Annotated in this window: 19 protein-coding genes and 1 pseudogene; 14 read left to right on the top strand and 6 right to left on the bottom strand. The window is 30.6% G+C overall.

The features are described 5' to 3' along the window. The coding region (locus ABJD66_RS07270; RefSeq protein WP_348129865.1) for a response regulator at positions 1–412 on the top strand (412 nt) is incomplete at its 5' end. A 54-nt stretch (positions 413–466) separates the two neighbouring features. Here ABJD66_RS07270 and ABJD66_RS07265 read toward each other — a convergent pair. Continuing rightward, a complete protein-coding gene (locus ABJD66_RS07265) occupies positions 467–1417 on the bottom strand; it encodes a phosphoribosylaminoimidazolesuccinocarboxamide synthase (RefSeq protein ID WP_348129862.1) in 951 nt (316 codons plus the stop codon). Positions 1418–1426: 9 nt separating this feature from the next. Further along, positions 1427–2380, bottom strand: coding sequence for a PhoH family protein (locus ABJD66_RS07260; protein WP_100895706.1), 954 nt, complete (start codon positions 2378–2380; stop codon positions 1427–1429). 128 nt (positions 2381–2508) lie between these two features. Here ABJD66_RS07260 and ABJD66_RS07255 point away from each other — a divergent pair, with 128 nt between their 5' ends. The 5 genes from ABJD66_RS07255 to dnaN all read left to right on the top strand — a co-directional run bounded on the left by ABJD66_RS07255 (position 2509) and on the right by dnaN (position 7289). Continuing rightward, positions 2509–3339 (top strand): SAM-dependent chlorinase/fluorinase, encoded by an 831-nt coding sequence (locus tag ABJD66_RS07255; RefSeq protein ID WP_100895705.1) that lies wholly within the window; start codon positions 2509–2511, stop codon positions 3337–3339. Next, a complete protein-coding gene (locus ABJD66_RS07250) occupies positions 3340–3636 on the top strand; it encodes an antibiotic biosynthesis monooxygenase family protein (RefSeq protein ID WP_100895704.1) in 297 nt (98 codons plus the stop codon). Positions 3637–3640: 4 nt separating this feature from the next. Continuing rightward, positions 3641–4372 (top strand): gliding motility-associated ABC transporter permease subunit GldF, encoded by a 732-nt coding sequence (gene gldF, locus ABJD66_RS07245; RefSeq protein WP_348129857.1) that lies wholly within the window; start codon positions 3641–3643, stop codon positions 4370–4372. Further along, complete coding sequence (gene gldG / locus ABJD66_RS07240) at positions 4372–6039, top strand: gliding motility-associated ABC transporter substrate-binding protein GldG (RefSeq protein ID WP_303541540.1); 1668 nt, start codon at positions 4372–4374, stop codon at positions 6037–6039. The genes gldF and gldG overlap by 1 nt, the downstream gene beginning before the upstream one ends. Before the next feature lie 128 nt (positions 6040–6167). Then, complete coding sequence (gene dnaN, locus ABJD66_RS07235) at positions 6168–7289, top strand: DNA polymerase III subunit beta (RefSeq protein ID WP_100895701.1); 1122 nt, start codon at positions 6168–6170, stop codon at positions 7287–7289. 76 nt (positions 7290–7365) lie between these two features. On the opposite strand, the gene ABJD66_RS07230 is transcribed toward dnaN, so the two are convergent. The 3 genes from ABJD66_RS07230 to ABJD66_RS07220 form a co-directional block, all read right to left on the bottom strand. Beyond that, positions 7366–7878, bottom strand: coding sequence for a hypothetical protein (locus tag ABJD66_RS07230; RefSeq protein WP_303541537.1), 513 nt, complete (start codon positions 7876–7878; stop codon positions 7366–7368). Between the two features lie 125 nt (positions 7879–8003). Beyond that, positions 8004–8372, bottom strand: a complete 369-nt coding sequence (locus ABJD66_RS07225; RefSeq protein WP_348129852.1) for a DUF4870 domain-containing protein — start codon at positions 8370–8372, stop codon at positions 8004–8006. 173 nt (positions 8373–8545) lie between these two features. Then, positions 8546–11071, bottom strand: coding sequence for a DPP IV N-terminal domain-containing protein (locus tag ABJD66_RS07220; RefSeq protein ID WP_348129849.1), 2526 nt, complete (start codon positions 11069–11071; stop codon positions 8546–8548). Between the two features lie 224 nt (positions 11072–11295). Between ABJD66_RS07220 and mnmE the strand changes: the two genes are divergently transcribed. Beyond that, positions 11296–12684: a tRNA uridine-5-carboxymethylaminomethyl(34) synthesis GTPase MnmE gene (gene mnmE, locus ABJD66_RS07215; protein WP_348129868.1), complete on the top strand. Its 1389-nt coding sequence runs from the start codon at positions 11296–11298 to the stop codon at positions 12682–12684. Positions 12685–12786: 102 nt separating this feature from the next. On the opposite strand, the gene ABJD66_RS07210 is transcribed toward mnmE, so the two are convergent. Further along, entirely contained in the window at positions 12787–14001 is a 1215-nt protein-coding gene (locus ABJD66_RS07210; protein WP_348129847.1) for a hypothetical protein, read from the bottom strand. A 303-nt stretch (positions 14002–14304) separates the two neighbouring features. On the opposite strand from ABJD66_RS07210, the gene ABJD66_RS07205 reads away from it, so the two are divergent. The 7 genes and pseudogenes from ABJD66_RS07205 to ABJD66_RS07175 form a co-directional block, all read left to right on the top strand. Next, positions 14305–14868 carry a Crp/Fnr family transcriptional regulator gene (locus ABJD66_RS07205; RefSeq protein WP_348129844.1) on the top strand — a complete coding sequence of 188 codons (564 nt, stop codon included), beginning with the start codon at positions 14305–14307 and terminating at the stop codon, positions 14866–14868. 73 nt (positions 14869–14941) lie between these two features. Beyond that, positions 14942–15553 (top strand): short chain dehydrogenase, encoded by a 612-nt coding sequence (locus ABJD66_RS07200; RefSeq protein ID WP_100895695.1) that lies wholly within the window; start codon positions 14942–14944, stop codon positions 15551–15553. A 176-nt stretch (positions 15554–15729) separates the two neighbouring features. After that, complete coding sequence (locus ABJD66_RS07195) at positions 15730–16521, top strand: DUF1080 domain-containing protein (RefSeq protein WP_348129842.1); 792 nt, start codon at positions 15730–15732, stop codon at positions 16519–16521. A gap of 29 nt (positions 16522–16550) precedes the next feature. Beyond that, complete coding sequence (locus ABJD66_RS07190) at positions 16551–17669, top strand: hypothetical protein (protein ID WP_348129839.1); 1119 nt, start codon at positions 16551–16553, stop codon at positions 17667–17669. A gap of 20 nt (positions 17670–17689) precedes the next feature. Beyond that, positions 17690–18223: a hypothetical protein gene (locus tag ABJD66_RS07185; protein WP_348129836.1), complete on the top strand. Its 534-nt coding sequence runs from the start codon at positions 17690–17692 to the stop codon at positions 18221–18223. Between the two features lie 154 nt (positions 18224–18377). After that, complete coding sequence (locus tag ABJD66_RS07180; protein WP_348129834.1) at positions 18378–19286, top strand: hypothetical protein; 909 nt, start codon at positions 18378–18380, stop codon at positions 19284–19286. Between the two features lie 63 nt (positions 19287–19349). After that, a pseudogene (locus ABJD66_RS07175) lies at positions 19350–19580 on the top strand (toxin-antitoxin system YwqK family antitoxin); the annotation flags it as partial.

Genomic DNA, 19580 nt, shown 5'->3' with positions numbered 1-19580 from the left:
AATAATTATGAAAAACCATTTTAACATCTGTATTATTGATGATGATGACATCTATCAATTTACAATAGTAAAAACAATAAAAGCCTTAGGCTTAGCAAAAAAAATTATGGTTTTTTCTGATGGAGAAGAAGCAAAAGATTTTATGCTAGACAATCTTGAAAATAATTATGAATTACCAGATGTAATCTTCCTAGACAACAATATGCCAATTATGGACGGTTTTCAGTTTATGGAAGAATATGCAAAATTTAAACCCAAACTAGATAAAAAAATTACTGTTTATATGGTTTCTTCGTCTGTTGACCCTGTAGATATAGAACGTGCTAATAATGTATCTGAAATTAATGGATATATTATTAAGCCTATTAAACCTGGACAATTAAAATCTATTATAGAAAATTTAGAAGTATAAAAATAAAAAAGACCGCTATAAAATAGCGGTCTTTTTTATAAATATTTTACAGTACTACAATGTTTTTAAACAAGCTAAAACATTAGTTTCTATACGGTTTTGTATATCTGTTATATCTGCTTTTACAAATGTTTCACCTGTAATATTCTCATATAATTCTATATATCTCTCAGATACAGATGCTATATATTCATCTGTCATTTCTGGTAGTGTTTGTCCCTCTAATCCTTGAAAATTATTACTAATTAACCATTGGCGTACAAACTCCTTAGATAATTGTTTTTGTGCCTCTCCTTTTTCTTGACGTTCTGCATAACCATCTGCATAAAAATAACGAGAAGAATCTGGCGTATGTATTTCATCAATTAATACAATTTTACCATCCTTAGTTTTTCCAAACTCATATTTGGTATCTACCAAAATTAAACCGCGTTTAGCTGCTATCTCTGTTCCTCTTTTAAATAAAGCAAACGTATATTCTTCAAGCTGTTTGTAATCTTCCTCAGATACTATACCGCGCTTAATAATATCTTCCCTAGAAATATCTTCATCATGGTCTCCCATTTCTGCTTTAGTTGCTGGCGTAATAATTGGTGTAGGAAATTTATCGTTCTCCTTTAAACCATCTGCCATTGTAACCCCGCAAAGCGTACGTTTACCTGCTTTATACTCACGTGCAGCGTGCCCAGACATATAACCTCGTATTACCATTTCTACCTTAAAAGGTTCACAAGCGTGACCAATAGCAACGTTAGCATCTGGAGTTTGCAACAACCAGTTAGGAACAATATCTGCTGTATCATTCATCATTTTTGTAGCAATCTGGTTTAGAATTTGCCCTTTGTAAGGTATTCCTTTTGGCATAACCACGTCAAAAGCAGAAAGCCTATCTGTTGCTACCATTACCATAATATCATTCTCTAAACGATATACTTCTCTAACCTTACCCTTGTAAACGTCTAATTGTTTAGGAAATTTAAAATTGGTATCTATAATTGTGTTCATTAGTACATTTTAATTTTGATGCTCTATATTTTTGTATGCTTCTATAACTTTTTTAACCAATTTATGCCTTACAACGTCTTTATCATCAAGATAAATAATTTTTATACCTTCTACATTGCCCAGTACTAGTAAAGCTTCTTTTAATCCAGAAATTACCCTACGTGGCAAATCTATCTGCCCTGGGTCTCCTGTTAATAAAAACTTTGCATTTTTACCCATACGTGTTAAAAACATTTTCATTTGGGCGTGTGTTGTATTCTGTGCTTCATCTAAAATAACAAAGGCATTATCTAATGTTCTACCACGCATAAATGCCATAGGAGCAATTTGTATGGTACCATTTTCTATATAATGTGCTAGTTTTTCTGCAGGTATCATATCACGCAAAGCATCATACAAAGGTTGCATATAAGGGTCTAGCTTTTCTTTTAAGTCTCCGGGTAAAAAACCTAAGTTTTCTCCTGCTTCTACTGCCGGTCTAGTTAAAATAATACGCCTTACTTGCTTCTCTTTTAATGCCTTAACAGCTAATGCTACACCTGTATAAGTTTTACCAGTACCTGCTGGGCCTATAGCAAAAACCATATCGTGGTTTTTAGCAGCCTCTACCAGTTTACGCTGGTTTGCGGTTTGTGCTTTTATTAGCCTACCACTAACACCGTGTACCAAAACGTCTCCACTACTTACTTTTGTAGCATAGTCGTCTTGACTATTGCTAGTAAAGACTCTTTCTATAACATTTTCGTCTATTTTATTATACTTAGCAAAATGTGTCATAAGCATTGCTAAACGCTTATCAAATTCTTCTAAATGCTCATCATCTCCGTAGGCTTTAATTTTACTACCACGAGCAACAATCTTCAGTTTAGGAAAGTATTTTTTCAATAAATCTATATGCGCATTTTGATGCCCAAAAAATTCTCTGGGACTTATTTCTGTGAGTTCAATTATGATTTCGTTCAAATGAAAAAATGTATTAAAAGGTTAGGACGTAAATATAAATTTTAGTTGGCTATTTTTTTATGTAATTTTGTATAACAAATTTAATCAAAATCACTGCACCACGGTAAAAAACATATCAACAGTCATAAATGACAATACTAACACTAACTACTGATTTTGGATACAAAGACCATTTTGTTGGCGCACTTAAAGGAGCAATCTTCAGCGAGGTTGAAAATGCTACCATTGTTGATATTTCTCATAGCATAAACCCATTTAACATACAGGAATGTGCCTATATTCTTAAAAACTCATATAAAACGTTCCCAAAAGGAACAGTACATATTGTTGGCGTAGATGCCGAGTTAACAAGAGAAAACGAGCATATAATTACTTACGTAGACGGACATTATTTTATTAGTGCAAACAACGGTGTTGTTTGTTTAATAACTTCTGAAGTTAAACCCGAAAAAATAGTTTCTATTAATATACCAGACACCAAAGATGGGTCTTTCCCAACTTATGATGTGTTTGTAAAAGCTGCTTGCCACTTGGCACGTGGCGGAAAAATGGAAGTTGTTGGCAAACCGTTTGATAATTTAAAAACTTTTAAAGATTTTGTACCACAACTTATAGACGGTGGCAAAACTATTATAGGCAACATTGTTTATATAGATAACTATGGCAATGTGGTAAGTAATATTCAGAAAAACTTATTTGACGCTTATAAAAACGGTAGAGATTATGAGGTTAGGGTACGTGGCAAGGTTTTAAAAACAATACATAATAAGTATAGCGATATTATTAATTATGAGGTTGAAAAAAATAGACGTAATGGTCCTGGTGACTTGTTAGCTTTGTTTAATTCATCTCAATTTTTAGAACTTGCTATTTATAAAAGTAATTTAACTACAGTTGGTGGCGCATCTACCCTATTAGGGTTAGATTACAGAGACACAATAACCATTAATTTTTTATAAATGATAGTACGCATTGTAAAATTGACGTTTAAAACTGAAAATATTGTTAGCTTTGAAAACATATTTAATGAGTCTAAGCATTTAATTAGAAATTTTGATGGTTGTAATTTTTTAGAATTATACCAAGATAAAAATAACCCAACTATATTTTTTACTTATAGTTATTGGGATAATGAAAATGCTTTAGATGTTTACAGACACTCAGATTTATTTACTGGTGTTTGGGCAAAAACCAAAATATTATTTGCTGCTAAGCCAGAGGCTTGGACTGTAAATAAAAATGAAACCTTAAATTAATTAGATGTACGCCATTTACAAACGAGAAATACAATCGTTTTTTACGTCGCCAATTGGCTATATGGTCATTGGCTTGTTTTTAATATTTAGCGGCCTGTTTTTATGGGTCTTTAAAGGAGAATATAATATTTTTGATTACGGTTTTGCAGACCTTAGTAACTTCTTTTTTTTAGTGCCTTGGATATTTTTATTTTTAATACCTGCTATTACAATGAAAAGCTTTTCTGAGGAGCGAAAAACAGGAACTTTAGAGTTACTTTTTATAAAACCAATTTCTTTATGGCAAACGGTTTTAGGCAAATTTTTAGGTACGCTTACCTTAGTTATAATTGCTATAATACCTACCTTTTTATATGTGTACTCTTTGTCTCAACTTGGGCAAACTGTTGGTAACATAGATATGGGAGTAGTTTTTGGTTCTTATTTTGGACTTTTATTTTTAATGGCTAGCTATACTGCTATTGGTATTTTTGCCTCTACCCTTTCTCAAAACCAAATAGTTGCTTTTTTATTGGCACTTATTTTATGTTTTGTATGTTTTTACGGTTTTCAGGGTATTAGTACTTTATTTACAGATGGTGGAACCTCTGTTGCAATTGCATCATTAGGTATGAAAGCACATTTTGAAAGTATTGCACGTGGTGTTATAGATACAAGAGACTTAATTTACTTTATTAGCTTAACAGTGTTTTTCTTGTTTTTAACAGTTATTCAACTTAAAAACTTAAACCAGTAATGAAAAAGACTTTTACCTCCGTAGCCATTGGTTTTATTGCTTTAGTTGTATTAAACATAGCATCAAACTTTATATATACAAGAATAGATGTTACAGAAGATAGTAGATACACATTATCTAATGCTGCATTAGAAACTGTACAAGATTTTACAAACCCTGTTATTATAGATGTTCTTTTAGAAGGCGAAATGCCAGGCGAATTTGTAAAATTACAGTCCGAAACCAAACAAATATTAGAAGAATTTAAAGCAGAAAATAGCAATATAAAATTCAACTTTATTAATCCTTTAGAAACCACAGGGTCGTCTGAAAATGCAATTGCAGAAATGCAAAAATTAGGATTAACGCCTGCTAATGTTACTGTAGAAGAAAATGGTAAAGTATCTCAGGAATTTGTTTTTCCTTGGGCAATGGTTAACTACAATAACAAAACAGTAAAAGTTGCCTTGCTAAAAAATAAACTAGGCGCAACTACAGAAGACCGTGTTACTAACTCTATACAGCATTTAGAGTATTCTTTTGCAGATGCTTTTAGTAAATTAAGTATTAAAGAAAAAAAGAGAATAGCTGTTATTAAAGGTAATGGTGAGTTAAAAGATATTTATTTAGCAGATTACCTGTCTACCATTAAAGAATACTATAATATTGGTGCTTTTACATTGGATTCTGTTGCTAGTAATCCTCAAAAAACCTTAGAGCAATTGCAAGAGTATGATCTTGCTTTAATAGCAAAACCTACAGAGCCTTTTACAGATAAAGAAAAATACTTGCTAGACCAGTACATTATAAATGGTGGTAAATCTATGTGGCTTATAGATAATGTAAGTATGGAGTTAGATAGTTTATTTAACCAAGAAGGGCAATCTTTAGCTTTTCCTAAAGACTTAAATTTAAAAGATTTTTTCTTTAAATACGGCTTACGCATAAACCCTGTTTTGGTTAAAGATATATACGCTACACAAATTGTTTTAGCACAAGGAGACGGTAACAACTCTCAATACAATCCTGTACCTTGGCCATTTAACCCAATGGTTTTTTCTAGAAACGATCATCCTATAAACAACAATTTAGAAGCATTGCGTTTTCAGTTTGCAAATTCTATAGATGTTTTAGATAATAACGAATATAAAAAGGATATTTTATATTACAGTTCTCCATTATCTACAGTGGTAGGTACACCAAATATTATTAGCTTAGATTTGGTTAATAAGGCTCCTAATAAAGAAGAATATAACAACGGAAATAAGCCTTTAGCTGTTTTGGTAGAAGGTAAATTTAAATCTGTATATAACAACCGCGTAAAACCTTTTTCTTTAAAAAACAGCAAAGAAGTTGGTGCAGAAAATAAAATGTTGGTTATTGCAGATGGTGATGTTATAAAAAACCAAATAAGTAAAGGAAAGCCTTTACAGCTTGGTTATGATAAATGGACAAACAACGCATACGGGAATAAAGATTTTATGGTGAATAGCGTAAATTACCTGTTAGATGATAGCGGACTTATAAACATCCGAACAAAAAAAGTTGCAATTCCGTTCCTTGATAAAGAAAAAATAGTGGCACAAAAAACCAAGTGGCAACTTATAAACATAGCATTACCAGTGGTTTTAACGCTACTATTTGGTTTTATATTTAATTATTACAGAAAGCAGAAATACGGTAAATAAGTGTTAATAAGTTTGTTTTCGTTAAAAGGACAATTAAAATATCTTTGTTTCAAGGATTTTTTAAGATTTTTAAGAAGACTTTAAGGCATTTGAGAGCCTAACCATAAATGAAGAAAATTATATAGCTGATGAAATTTATAGTATCTAGTACTTATTTGTTAAAGCAATTACAAGTTTTAGGCGGTGTTATTAATAACAGTAACACATTGCCAATTTTAGATAATTTTTTGTTTGAATTAAAGCAAAACAGTCTTACTGTTTCGGCTTCAGATTTAGAAACTACAATGAGTTCTGTTCTAGAAGTAGATTCTGATAATGAAGGTACAATTGCTTTACCTGCAAAATTATTATTAGAAACTCTTAAAACTTTTCCAGAGCAACCATTAACATTTGTTGTAGAGGAAAACAATACAGTAGAAATTAGTAGCAACCACGGTAAATATGCTTTAGCGTATGTAGATGGTGCAGAATTTCCTAATGCTGTAGAATTATCTAACCCAAGTACTACAACTATTTTAGGTGATATTTTAGCTACTGCAATTAACAAAACAATTTTTGCTGCTGGTAATGATGACTTAAGACCGGTAATGAGTGGTGTATTTTTTCAGTTTTCTCCAGAGAATCTAACGTTTGTAGCAACAGATGCTCATAAACTTGTAAAATACCAACGTACAGATGTTACAGCTAGCCAAGTAGCAGAATTTATTATGCCTAAAAAGCCTTTAACATTGTTAAAAGGTATACTTGGTGGTAGTGAAAATGATGTTACTATAGAGTATAACGAAAGTAACGCTAAGTTTACTTTTGATAAAACAGAACTAATTTGTAGATTGATTGATGGTAAATACCCTAACTACGAAGCGGTAATACCAAAAGAGAATCCAAATGTATTAAGCATCTCTAGAACACAGCTTTTAAGCTCTGTTAGGCGTGTTTCTATATTCTCTAACAAAACTACACACCAAATACGTTTAAAAGTAGCTGGTGCAGAATTAAACATATCTGCAGAAGATATAGATTACAGTAACAAAGCAGAAGAACGTTTAACATGTTCTTACCAAGGAGACGATATGCAAATAGGGTTTAACTCTAGATTTTTAGTAGAAATGCTTGGTAATTTAAGTTCTGATGATGTTTCTTTAGAAATGAGTTTACCAAACAGAGCAGGTATTTTAACGCCTATTGATGGTGTAGATGAAGGTGAGCACGTAACTATGCTTGTAATGCCAGTTATGCTTAACAACGCATAAACTAAAATACCCAACATAAAAAACCAAAAAAGAGGACGTAATGTCCTCTTTTTTTATTCCTAAAATTAAAACTAAACTATTGTTTACGTTCTAATTTATTAAGCTTTACATTTTCTTTTACCAATTTAAGCTTTTGCTTTGCTATAGAAGATTTTAGCTTTTCTATAGCTACAGGAGATAATTTACCAGCCGCCGTATCCTGAGATAGTTTGTTCTCTAACTTGGCAATTTTTCTTTCTACTTTAGAAATGTTTTTGTTTTGCTTTGCTATAGAACTTTTAAGCTTTGCTGCTTTTTTAGCCTCTTTTTCTTTCGCTTTAATTTCTTTTGCTTCTTTCTTCGCTTTTTTATCTGCAGCCTTTTGTTCTTTTTCTGCTTGTTTTGCAGCTTTCTCTGCCAATTTAGCGGCTTCTTCTGCTTTTGCAACTGCTGCCAATTTTGCAGCCTCTTCTGCTTTTAAAGCCTCCTCTGTAGTTTTAGTAGTTTCTGTGTTTTCAGTTTTTTCTACTTTTTCTGTTTCTGTCTCTTGTGCTACTAAACTTGTTGCACTAAAACTTAATAGCATTGCTGCTAATACAATCTTTTTCATAGTTTATATTATAGTTAATGTGTGTTGTGCAAAATTAGAACATAAATTTGATATAAAAACAAAAAAAATCTACCTCTAAAGATAAATTTAGAGATAGATTATATAAAGTACTTATTATTAACTTGTTATGAAACAAAAGGAATGGTCATAAATTTACTTGGCGACTCTCCATTTGCGGCTCTAACTGCATTTACTATTGGCATTATAAAACCAATAATACCTACAAATAAAAATCCTAAAAGTCCTAAACCAAATAACAATATACCTGGCACGCTAATTACAATATATAAAAGTAAGCTTAGCTGAAAGTTTACTATAGACTTTCCGTGCTCGTTCATACCATCTACAGTGTCTTTTGTTGTTAACCAAAGAACCAAAGGAACTATAAAGCCCCCTACTCCTGTGCAGTAGTGTAATAGTTGTGTTAAATGTGTAACTGCTAATAATCCGTTATCAGACCTTGTTGTTGTTTTGTGTTGATTGATGATTTCCATTTTTTGATTGATTTTGATGTTATACTATATCAGTAGCATAATTATTTAAAATGTTACATTAAAATCTTAAAATTTTATTTTAATTGAAAAATACTCATCACCCTAAAAACAAAAAAAACGCCTGTATTTATTACAATACAGGCGCTTAAATAAACTATTATGCTTTTATATAATTAGTGCTTTGGTTTAGCTCTATTCATTTCTAACATATCTACATTTGTAGCTTCTACACCTAAAAAGTGTTTGCTAAAATAATCTGCTTTTAGCCAAAAGAAATACTCCGTCATACTACCAAAACCGTGTCTTTGACCAGGCATCATCATAAAATCAAATCTCTTATTTGCTTTAATTAATGCATTTGCCATTCTAATTGTAGCTCCTGGGTGTACATTATTATCTACATCACCAGTAACTAACATTAATTTTCCTTTTAAGTTTGATGCTAAAGTCTGGTTTTTATCAATATCATATTTATAACTAACTACACCTTTTGCATCTTTAACCTCTTCTACACCGTGGTGCGTTTCACTCCACCAACTGTTATACATAGAGTTATCATGATTACCTGCAGAAGAAACCGCTACTTTAAAAAAGTCTGGATAAACCAACATTGCTGCTGTAGACATAAATCCGCCTCCAGAGTGCCCAAAGATTCCTACTTTAGAGATATCTATATAAGAATGTTGGTCTGCCAATTGCTCTGCAACATATTTTTTATCTGCTAAACCATAATCTCTTAAATTGCCATAACCGTAATTATGGTACCATTTAGACCTGTTTGGGTGACCACCTCTGTTACCTAAACTAACCACAACAAAACCAACTTGCGCTAGCCTATCTAATCTGTTCATAGATACAGAAAAAGCTTTGTTAACAGCTTCTGTTTGTGGTCCTGGATACACATACTCTATAAGTGGGTAACTTTTAGTTTCATCAAAATTAAATGGCTTATACATAACTCCATAAAGATCTGTAATACCATCATCTGCCTTTACTTTAAACGGTTCTGGAAATTTGTAACCTGTTGCCATTAGCGCAGACAAATCTGCCTCTTCTAACTTTAAAACAACCCTACCGTTACTAGATCTAAGTTCAGATTTAGGTACAGTATTTACTCTAGAGTAGTTACTAACAAAAAATTGGTTAGAATCTGACATACTAGTGTTTGTAGTAAAATCTCCTTTATTAAGATTTTTTAATCCTGTACCATTTAAATTAATCTTAAATAAGTGCTCATAATATGGGTCTTGGTCTGGTGTAACACCATTTGCAGTAAAGTATAATGTGCGCTCTTTTTCATTAACACCTATAAAACTGTTAGAATGGTAGCTACCACTTGTAATCTGGTTTTTTAAATTTCCGTTTGCATCATACAAATAAAAATGTGCCCAACCATCTCTCTCTGACCATTGAATTATTTCTTGTTCATTATTAAATAAAACAATGTCTTTAGTCTCTACATAAGTGTTAAGTTCTTCTTTAATAAGTGTTTTAACATCACCTGTATTAATATCTGCAACGTTAATAGTTACTTTTTTACGATCTCTGCTGGTGCTACTAAAATAAATTTTTCCTTTTTTTGAAAGCAATAACGTTGGTCTAAAATCATCACTATAATTCATTTTTTTAGTAGGTGCGTTGTAAATATCAATACTCTGTTGTATTGTAGTGTCTAACTTTACTGTTAGCATTTCCTTAGAAGGTATATCAAAAACCAAAATTTCTGGTTTAGAGAACTCTTTTTCTCCAGGCATATGGTATTTATAAGTTTCTAAAGTTGGTCTTTTTTTGGCGACCGAATTTATAACCCACAAATCTTTTAAATCTCTAGAATCAGATCGTTGATACACAAACTTTTTAGAATCGTGAGACCAATATCCTCTAATACCTTTTCTGTCGTCTTTTTTCTCCTCTTTAGTTTCGTTGTTTTCTCCCCAAGAACCACCACCGTAACTGTAGTTTTCTACACCATCTTTGGTCCATTGGTGTTCTACAATTGTAGTATCTTTTTCGTCTTTAACAGCTTTTAAATAATTAGATTTATCCATCCAATACAAATTGTTTTGCTTAGAGAATAATACAACTGTGCTATCTGGAGAAATATTAGCCCAACGTTTTCTGTTTTCGTCTTCCTTTTTATTATTTATAATAGTTAAACCATTACCACCTAACTTATATTCTAAATAATAAACTTTGTTTTCTTTTTTAGGAGCTTTTTTAGGGGCTTTAGCTTTAGTAGAGTCTTTAGAAATGGTATCATTCTTTTTATCATCTTTTTTATCCTCTACTACATCTACTTTTTCTTTAGATGTTACTCTAAAACGTATTGCAGTTTCATTTTTAACAAACTTAAAATTTAAGCGTGGTAAATGTTTAGCATCGTATGGATCTTTAGTAATTAAAGTAAGCCATTTTGCCATTTTAGCATTATCAAATAATTTGGTTTTAGTACCACGATCGGCATCAACTAAATAAAAATTAGCACCTTCTGTAGTTTTATACTGGTACCAAAAACGATTTCCTTTTTTTAACCAGTTTGGACGAACAGTTGTAGAATGTACAATTTTTCTTAAATTATCTGGTGAAAATTTTGCCGCTTGCCTATAGTTAGGTGTTGGCACATTACTAGTTTCTTCTTGTGCAAATGTTACCGTAGTACATACGGCAAACAATAGCAACAAGGCCATTTTTTTAATCATTTTTTAGATTTTTGAGTTTGTTAGGTTTTTGTTAGTTGTTAACAAAAATATAATTACACATCTTAACTATATGAGATTTAACTTTTTGTTATGATGCATAGTTGCTTTTTTACCGATTCACCATTTATTTAACAAGTTACAACTTACGTTATGATGTTAGTCACTGTATTTATTTAATGAAAAATGAATACTCATCAACTTTAATAATTTGTATTTTTGCATTTATGTTTTCACAAGATACCATAGTTGCATTAGCAACACCTTCTGGCGCTGGTGCCATAGCAGTTATTAGGCTTTCTGGGCCAGACGCAATTACTTTGGCTAACGCTAAATTTAAGTCTGTACGTAACAAAGATTTAACCAAGCAAAAAACGCATACCATACATTTGGGTCATATTGTAGATGATGCAAAGGTGTATGATGAAGTTTTGGTGTCTTTATTTAAAGGTCCTAACTCGTATACAGGTGAAAATGTTATAGAAATATCTTGTCACGGATCACAATACATACAACAGCAAATTATACAGTTGTTTTTACGCAATGGTTGCCGTATGGCAGATGCTGGTGAATTTACGCTACGTGCCTTTTTAAACGGTAAGTTAGATTTGAGTCAGGCTGAAGCCGTTGCAGATTTAATAGCGTCTGACAATGAGGCTAGTCACCAAATTGCAATGCAGCAAATGCGAGGCGGATTTTCATCAGAAATTAAAAAATTACGAGAAGAACTTTTAAATTTTGCCTCTTTAATAGAGCTAGAGTTAGATTTTGCAGAGGAAGATGTAGAGTTTGCAGATCGCACGCAGTTTATAACGCTATTGTCTAGAATACAAGAAGTTTTAAAAAGACTAATAGATTCTTTTGCTGTTGGTAACGTACTTAAAAACGGAATTCCGGTTGCCATTGTAGGCGAACCAAACGTGGGTAAATCTACCTTATTAAATGCTTTTTTAAATGAAGACCGAGCTATTGTAAGTGATATTGCTGGTACCACAAGAGATACTATAGAAGACGAAATAGCTATTGGTGGTATTGGTTTTAGATTTATAGATACGGCTGGTATACGAGAAACTGCAGATGTTGTAGAAAGTATTGGTATTAAAAAAACGTTTGAAAAAATAGAACAAGCCCAAGTGGTATTGTATTTAAGTCCGCTTACACCTGCTATTGAAAACTTAGAAAGTATTAAAATAGAAATTGAGCGAATAAAAAATCAGTTTCCTTTAAAAACACTTGTGGTAATTACTAATAAAAAAGATTTATACACACCTAAGCAAATAGAAACTATAGAGGCCGAAATACCTTCTACTCTATTTATATCTGCCAAAACAGGCGATGGCGTAGAAACCTTAAAAAATAAACTTTTAGAGTTTGTAAATACAGGCGCGTTACGTAATAACGAAACTATTGTTACCAATACTAGGCATTTTGATGCGCTATTAAAATCTTTAGAAGGTATAGAAAGAGTACAACTTGGTATGGATGGTGGTATATCTGGAGATTTACTAGCTATAGACTTAAAAGATGCTTTGTACCATTTGGGTGAAATTACAGGTCAAGTATCTAATGATGAACTACTTGGTAATATTTTTGCTAATTTTTGTATTGGGAAATAAATAATCATATATAGTTCTAAAAAAGAGTTAGTTAAACTCAAATTTTTAGTGAAAAAAAACCGAGCAAAAGACTCGGTTTTTCTCTTATAAGGTAAGTTATTTCTAGTGCTCTATATCGTAAGCTAAAACTTTAAATTGGTAAGGAGTAATATTTAATTGAAACTCATTACTAATCTCCATATCATCTAAACTGTATTGTATTACTTTTTTAGTAGACGGTACAGAAACAAATAAATAATTGTCATAATAATCTATTGAGCTAGTTACAGATGTATGTCCTGTAGATTCTGTATCCATATCTACAGATAAAACAGTGTTAAATACTGCTGTTTTTGTAGATACATCTGTTACTTTTAATTCTCCACTTTTAGTTAAACTTACAATTTCTTCTTTATCCTTAGAAACCATACATTTAAATAATTCTGTAGTTTCATGTATTGGTGTTATTTCTTCTGTGTCTATATCTATAAAATATACACCTTTACTTGTGGTATACCCAACAAATAAATTAGATGAGCTAGTTGCTAAAAGGCTACCAAACCATACATTTTCTTCAAAACTAGATGGGTAATCTATAATTTTTTGATCTCCAGAATCATCTACAACTAAAACTCCTGTGTTAGAACCAAATATTGCTGTAGTATTATTGCCTGCACTACCGTGAATACCAGATGTAACTAAGCTTTGCTCTTCATCTGATACAACTTCTCCGTCTTCATTTATAATGTGTACTTTTAAAGGTAAGCTGGCGCCATCTCCTAAATTAGTAACAGCTATAGTACCGTTTTTAAAAAATACCATAGCACCATGGTGAGCAACTGTACCTGTTGCTATGTGTTTAACTGCGCTACTATTTACAATTGTTTCCTCATTAAAAATACTAAGCGTAGCATCCCCATCATTATAAACCGCTACGTAACCATGTTCAGATTTAAAATGAGTTGGTTTTTCACTTTCAAAACCTATAGCTGCTAAACCGGTTTCACCTAAATCATGACTATGATCTCCGTGATCAATTTCTCCTCCAATATTAAAAGTTTCTGTGTAATTATTATCTCTATGTGTTATAACACCATATCTACCAGATTCTGTAGCATATACAGCACCTTTAGCATAAGATGCTTGGTAGGTTTGAACCTCTTTACTATATGGGTTTAAAAAGTTAATTTCTGTAGAATTAACATCAGAAATTAATAACGAAACGTTTTTATGATCATCATTATGATCTACTTGATCATCTAAGCTGTCATCATCTTTAGAGCAAGCTGTAAATAAAATAGTTGCTGCCAAAAAAGGCAAAAAATTAATCTTTTTCATATTATGTTTTAAATTATTTATTGGTGCGCAAATATATATAAAGCAATCGCTAATGCAACAAAGTTGCGTTTAATTTTTATTAATGCTTTAGGATATGCGTATTTAATGTAACAAAACCGCAATACTTTTGATTGTTATATTAATTGATGAAACTGCTTATGCAAAGATTAACTCAAATTATAAAGGGCTAAAATTAAAACACTTATAGGTGTGCATTTAAAAAAAAGGAAGCTTCTATACTTATAAACCTTATATTCTTTACTATATTAGAATAATTACAGCTCATAAAAATTGAAAGATACAATGAAGGCATATTTAGAATCATTTAATTTATTTAGTAATGAAGAGATTGAAAATTTTCTTGATATCTGCGAGTATAAAACATTAAAAAAAAATGACTTTTTTTTAATGGAAGATGAAATATGCGACAATATTTCTTTTGTTGTTTCTGGCATCTTTCGCTCTTTTTACTATTCAAATTCTCAAGATCAAATTACTTATTGCTTCACTTTTCAAAATAGTTTATTAATGGCTTATTCATCTTTTATATCAGGTGAGGGATCTAAAGAAAATATACAAGCATTAACCAATTCTAAAATAATTACTATTCCAAAAACAACCTTAAATAACTTAGCAAAATCTAATACTAATTGGCTACAGTTTTTAAAAATAATTGCAGAACAAGAATATCTAGAACTAGAAAAATGGATTTTTAATCATCAAAAAGATAAAGCACAACAACGCTATTTAGATTTAATAACTAAACAGCCAAAGTATATTAAAGAAATTCCTTTAGTTTATATAGCTTCTTACCTAGGAGTTACACAAAGACATTTAAGCAGAATAAGAGCTAATATAGATTATTAGACAAATGTCCTAGTCCTACCCTACTAACTCATAATAAATTTGCATATGATTTTTAACACAAAAAATATATCATATGAAAACAATAATTTTAATTGGAGCAAACGGAAAAATGGGACAAGCGGCGTTAACTGGTCTTAAGAAACATAAAATTATAACCGCAGGACGTTCTGCCGGAAATTATGACTATCAGGTAGATATTACTAGTGAAACATCTTTAAGAAAATTATATACAGATGTAGGGCATTTTGATGCTGTTGTAAACACAGTTGGAGTATGTGAATACGCAAACTTTACAGAAATGACAGAGGAGCAATGGATGAGCACTATACTAAGTAAAATGATGGGGCAAATAAACATTGTACGTATTGGCCAAGAATATATTGCAGACAAGGGTTCTTTTACTTTAATAACAGGAATTTTAAACGTAAAACCTATTCCGTTTGCAATTGCAGATGCCACTACTAGTGGGGCTATAGATACTTTTGTAAAATGTGTTGCTTTTGAAATGCCAAGAGGTATACGCGTAAACTCTATAAACCCAACTGTATTAGAAGAAGCTTGGGATGTTTACGGAGAAATGATGCCTGGTTTTGAACCAGTACCAGGGAGACTGGTTGGTAAAGCTTTTGAAAGGTCTGTAGATGGTTTTATAACCGGACAAGTTTTATATGTAGATGCATATTAAAAACTAATTTTATACAAAAATAAAGTGAAGCGCTTGGTATTATAACTAAGCGCTTTTTTGTTTTTACTTCATTTACTCCGTATAAACCATTACATTTAAGACTTCTAATACATAAATATTTATATTTAGCTACATAAATAAACACCATAACTTATACCCATTAAAAAAACTCCATAATGAAAACAGTAAAAACGTGCTTAACAGTACTTATAATAGTAATTGCCATTTCTTGTGGTAGTAAAAAAGTAAAAAGTGATAAAGGAGAATGGCGTAGTTTATTTAATGGCAAGGATTTAAGCGGGTGGACTCCTAAATTAAATCACCACGTTACGGGAGATAATTATGCAAATACCTTTAGAGTAACCAATGGCACTATAGCTGTAAATTATGACGATTACACAACTTTTGATAAGCGTAATGGACATTTATTTTACAATGAGCCATTTTCATCATATCATCTTAAATTTGAATATAAGTTTACAGACCAATGGTTAAAAGATGCTCCTAAATTTACGTACAGAAACAGCGGTATTATGTTTCACTCTCAAGATCCTAAAACTATTTTAAAAGAACAAGACTGGCCAATATCAATAGAATACCAAATACTTGCAGAGGAAAAAGAAGGTGAACCAAGACCTACAGGTAATATGTGTTCTCCTGGTACAGATATAGTTTTTAAAGGAAAAGAAGATGCTCGCCACTGTATTAGATCTACTTCTAAAACATTTAAATGGGACCAATGGGTACAAGGTGAACTTATTGTTTACAGAGACTCTCTAATTATACACAAAGTTAATGGCGTAAAGGTTTTAGAATATACCAAACCAAAAATTGGTGGCGGTGTTGTACACGGTTATAATCCAGAACTTAAAATTGATGGCACTCCCCTAACCAGTGGCTATATTGGACTACAAGCAGAAGGCCAAGGCATAGCTTTTAAAAATATTATGATTAAAGAACTAGAATAAATGCTCTTTTAAACTTAATGTAAAACAAAATGAAATTCTACATAAAATTAACTTTAGCACTAGCTTGTATTTTCCTTTTAAGTGGTTGCCTAAATCTAGATTTAAATTTAAGGTTTGATACTTTTTATATAACCCCAGAACTAGAAGACACGCTAAAAATACCTACTGATGAGGACATTAAAAATTTAATTTCTGAACCATCAGTTTGTAGATATGTAACCGAAGAAGATAGAAAATTATTGGTTCCTATAAATTTTAGAGCTTTTAAAAGTACTGTTGGTAAATACAGAGTTAAGGTAGGAGATTTAGTAATTACCGAAGAGGTAAATAAATATAACCCAATACGATTTTTAACCCAAGAAGAAGATTTTAGATCTGATGGGATGAGAAATACTTTTTTGTTTTTTTTACCTAGTGAAGATTCATTAGCTATAACTAAAGAAAAATTAATAAAGCAACATAATAGGATTGATTATGCAGATAGTACAAGTATAATATCTGGTTTAGAGTTAATACACTTTAAATACAATAGGTTAAAAAAAGGATTTGACCTTTTTCATAGTCAAAAAATACCAGGTTTTAATAAAGACATTACAGATACTGAAATTTTATATGAAAATATTGACATACTACGTATGGCAAAACATTTAAATGATAAAAACCAAAAAGAACTAAATTGGGAAAAACTAGACAATGTTGTTCCGTTACATTTCCCAAGGTATTTTAGTAATTCTCTTATAGATACTATAATTGTAAACACCAAAAGGCAACCTAAAAATTTTAGGTACACTTACGAACCTAATAAGTTAGATTTTGAATTTTCAATTGTTAAAGATTCATCTTTAGTTAAATTATTAAAAGACTTAAAGCAAACGCCAGTTAAAAAAGAAATCAAAATAAAAAATAAATACACTAAAGAATCTTTACGTGTTCTTAAAGATCAAATTAGTTACTCATCAGACTATATTGAAATTTTACACACAGAAGATACAAATACGTTTATTATAGATGATGGTTTTGAGAACATTATTTTATCTTTTTTACCAGATAAAGAGCTTTTATTTTTTTTAGAGAACGACAATTCGGGCTATTATAATGATGAAATTTATTATAAATATTTTAAAGAAGTACTGCTTACTAAATTATAATTAAATACAATGAATTTAATATGCCTTTAGATTTAATTTATACCAAAACAGACAAGTTTATTTTATCTAAAATTACTGCTAATTATAAAATTTGGCAAAATAAATTGTACTACTACAAAACCTCATTAAACTTTACAGATTTAGAAAAATTAGTCATCTTTTTAAAGGTAGATTATAAGCTATCTGATAAAAATAAATCAGAAATATTTAACTATGTAAACAATAGTAACCAAGATTTTTTTGAGCTATCTGTACTTGATAATAACATAAGTATTAAGCAAATACATTTACAACTATTAAAATCTAAAGATACCCTTATACATTGGGAAGATTGGTTTTATATATTTAGTAAAACAAGTACAAACCATTACCATTTATGGGTTTTTCTTGGCGGTATTGCAAACCAGGTTAGAGAAATAAGATTGAATGCTGCACAAGTTAGTGAGTGGGAAGATTTAGGTATTACTTATATAAAAGCATTAGCAACAGATCTACAGTTAAGAGATTCAAAAATTTACAAAGAAGCTATAAATAAAAATAATAGGGTTTTATAATTCTAAGCACATCATCATTCAAAAATACAATAATACCTTACGAATATTAATTGGCTAATTACCGCTCAGGGTAATATACTTAATATTGATAGTTGTAATAGTTCTTTCATTAAAAAACAATGCTAGAACTAAATAACAATCAAAATTAAATCCAATGATAAAAAAAATTATAATTGCTCTTATTATTACTCTGGTTATTTCTTGTAAAAAGACTAGTACTAATGATAAAATAGTTGAATTAGAAAAAGTAATTAAAAAAGAAAAAATAAGAAGTAGTACCAAAGAAAGACAAAATGAAAGATTAAATAATACTATTGCTGGTCTAAGAGATGAAATAGCTAAAAATAAGGAAACTGAAGAGTCTAAAAATTCAATAATAGCAGAATCTATTGACATTTTAACTGATAAAAAACAAATGATTCAGCATCTCTTTGATAGTTTTGATCTAGATAATAGTGATGCACGTAGAGGTATTGCAGTTAGCTATTTTTTTTACTCTTACAATGGGTTTTCTGATTTTGAAACAAAAAGCGAATATTATTCTTATATAGTTTCTAAAATTGATAGAAGTCCAGAAAGTTTAAAAAAAATATTTACTCCACAAGTTAAAGATAATATTTACAAGCTTTTTGAAAATAATAAAATTTATAAAAACTCTGGTGCAGAGGCTATGTTAAAATCCTCATTATTAATTCATGATGATATTGGAGAAAATGAATATATACTGAAAGAAATATATTCTATGGCCAAAGAAGGTAATAATATTGAAATTGATGACTTTATTTCTAAAACTGTAGATGATAGCATTTTAAAAGAATTAAAAACTATTTTAAAGTATGAAAACTACTCTACCTATAAAAAAGAAACTTATTTAACAACTGATTTAAAAACTGAAGACAGATTAACTTATTTATATACATTTTGGGCTAGAAGACATCATGAAGGTAATGCAGATTATGTTTATGAGTTACTTAAAGAGTTTCATATTAATGTAACTACAGAACAACTTGAACCAGAAGAATTAGATGTAGATGAACTAAACGCAGAGAGTTTAGAATATTAACTTGTTCTAGCCAAAAAATTAAATAACAGAAAACAAACTAACATTTAGTTAAAAAAAATTATTATGAAAAACATTGTACTAATACTAACCTTTTTGCTTGCTGTAACTACAAATGCACAAGTAAACTACCTAATGTGGGAAAACGTAGATACACAACGTTTTGGTAAGGAAACATTATTTAAAACAGACAATAAACTTTTAAATGGAAGCTACAAAATTGCAGAAAACAGTGGTGCATATACAGAGGTAACGTTTGCAAATGGTAAAATGGTAGGCACTAAAAAAAACTATGAT

It is taken from the genome of Cellulophaga sp., assembly GCF_039943695.1.
Classification (GTDB): domain Bacteria; phylum Bacteroidota; class Bacteroidia; order Flavobacteriales; family Flavobacteriaceae; genus Cellulophaga.
Note: the sequence above shows the minus strand (reverse complement) of the source record. Positions and strands in the feature narration are given on the sequence as shown.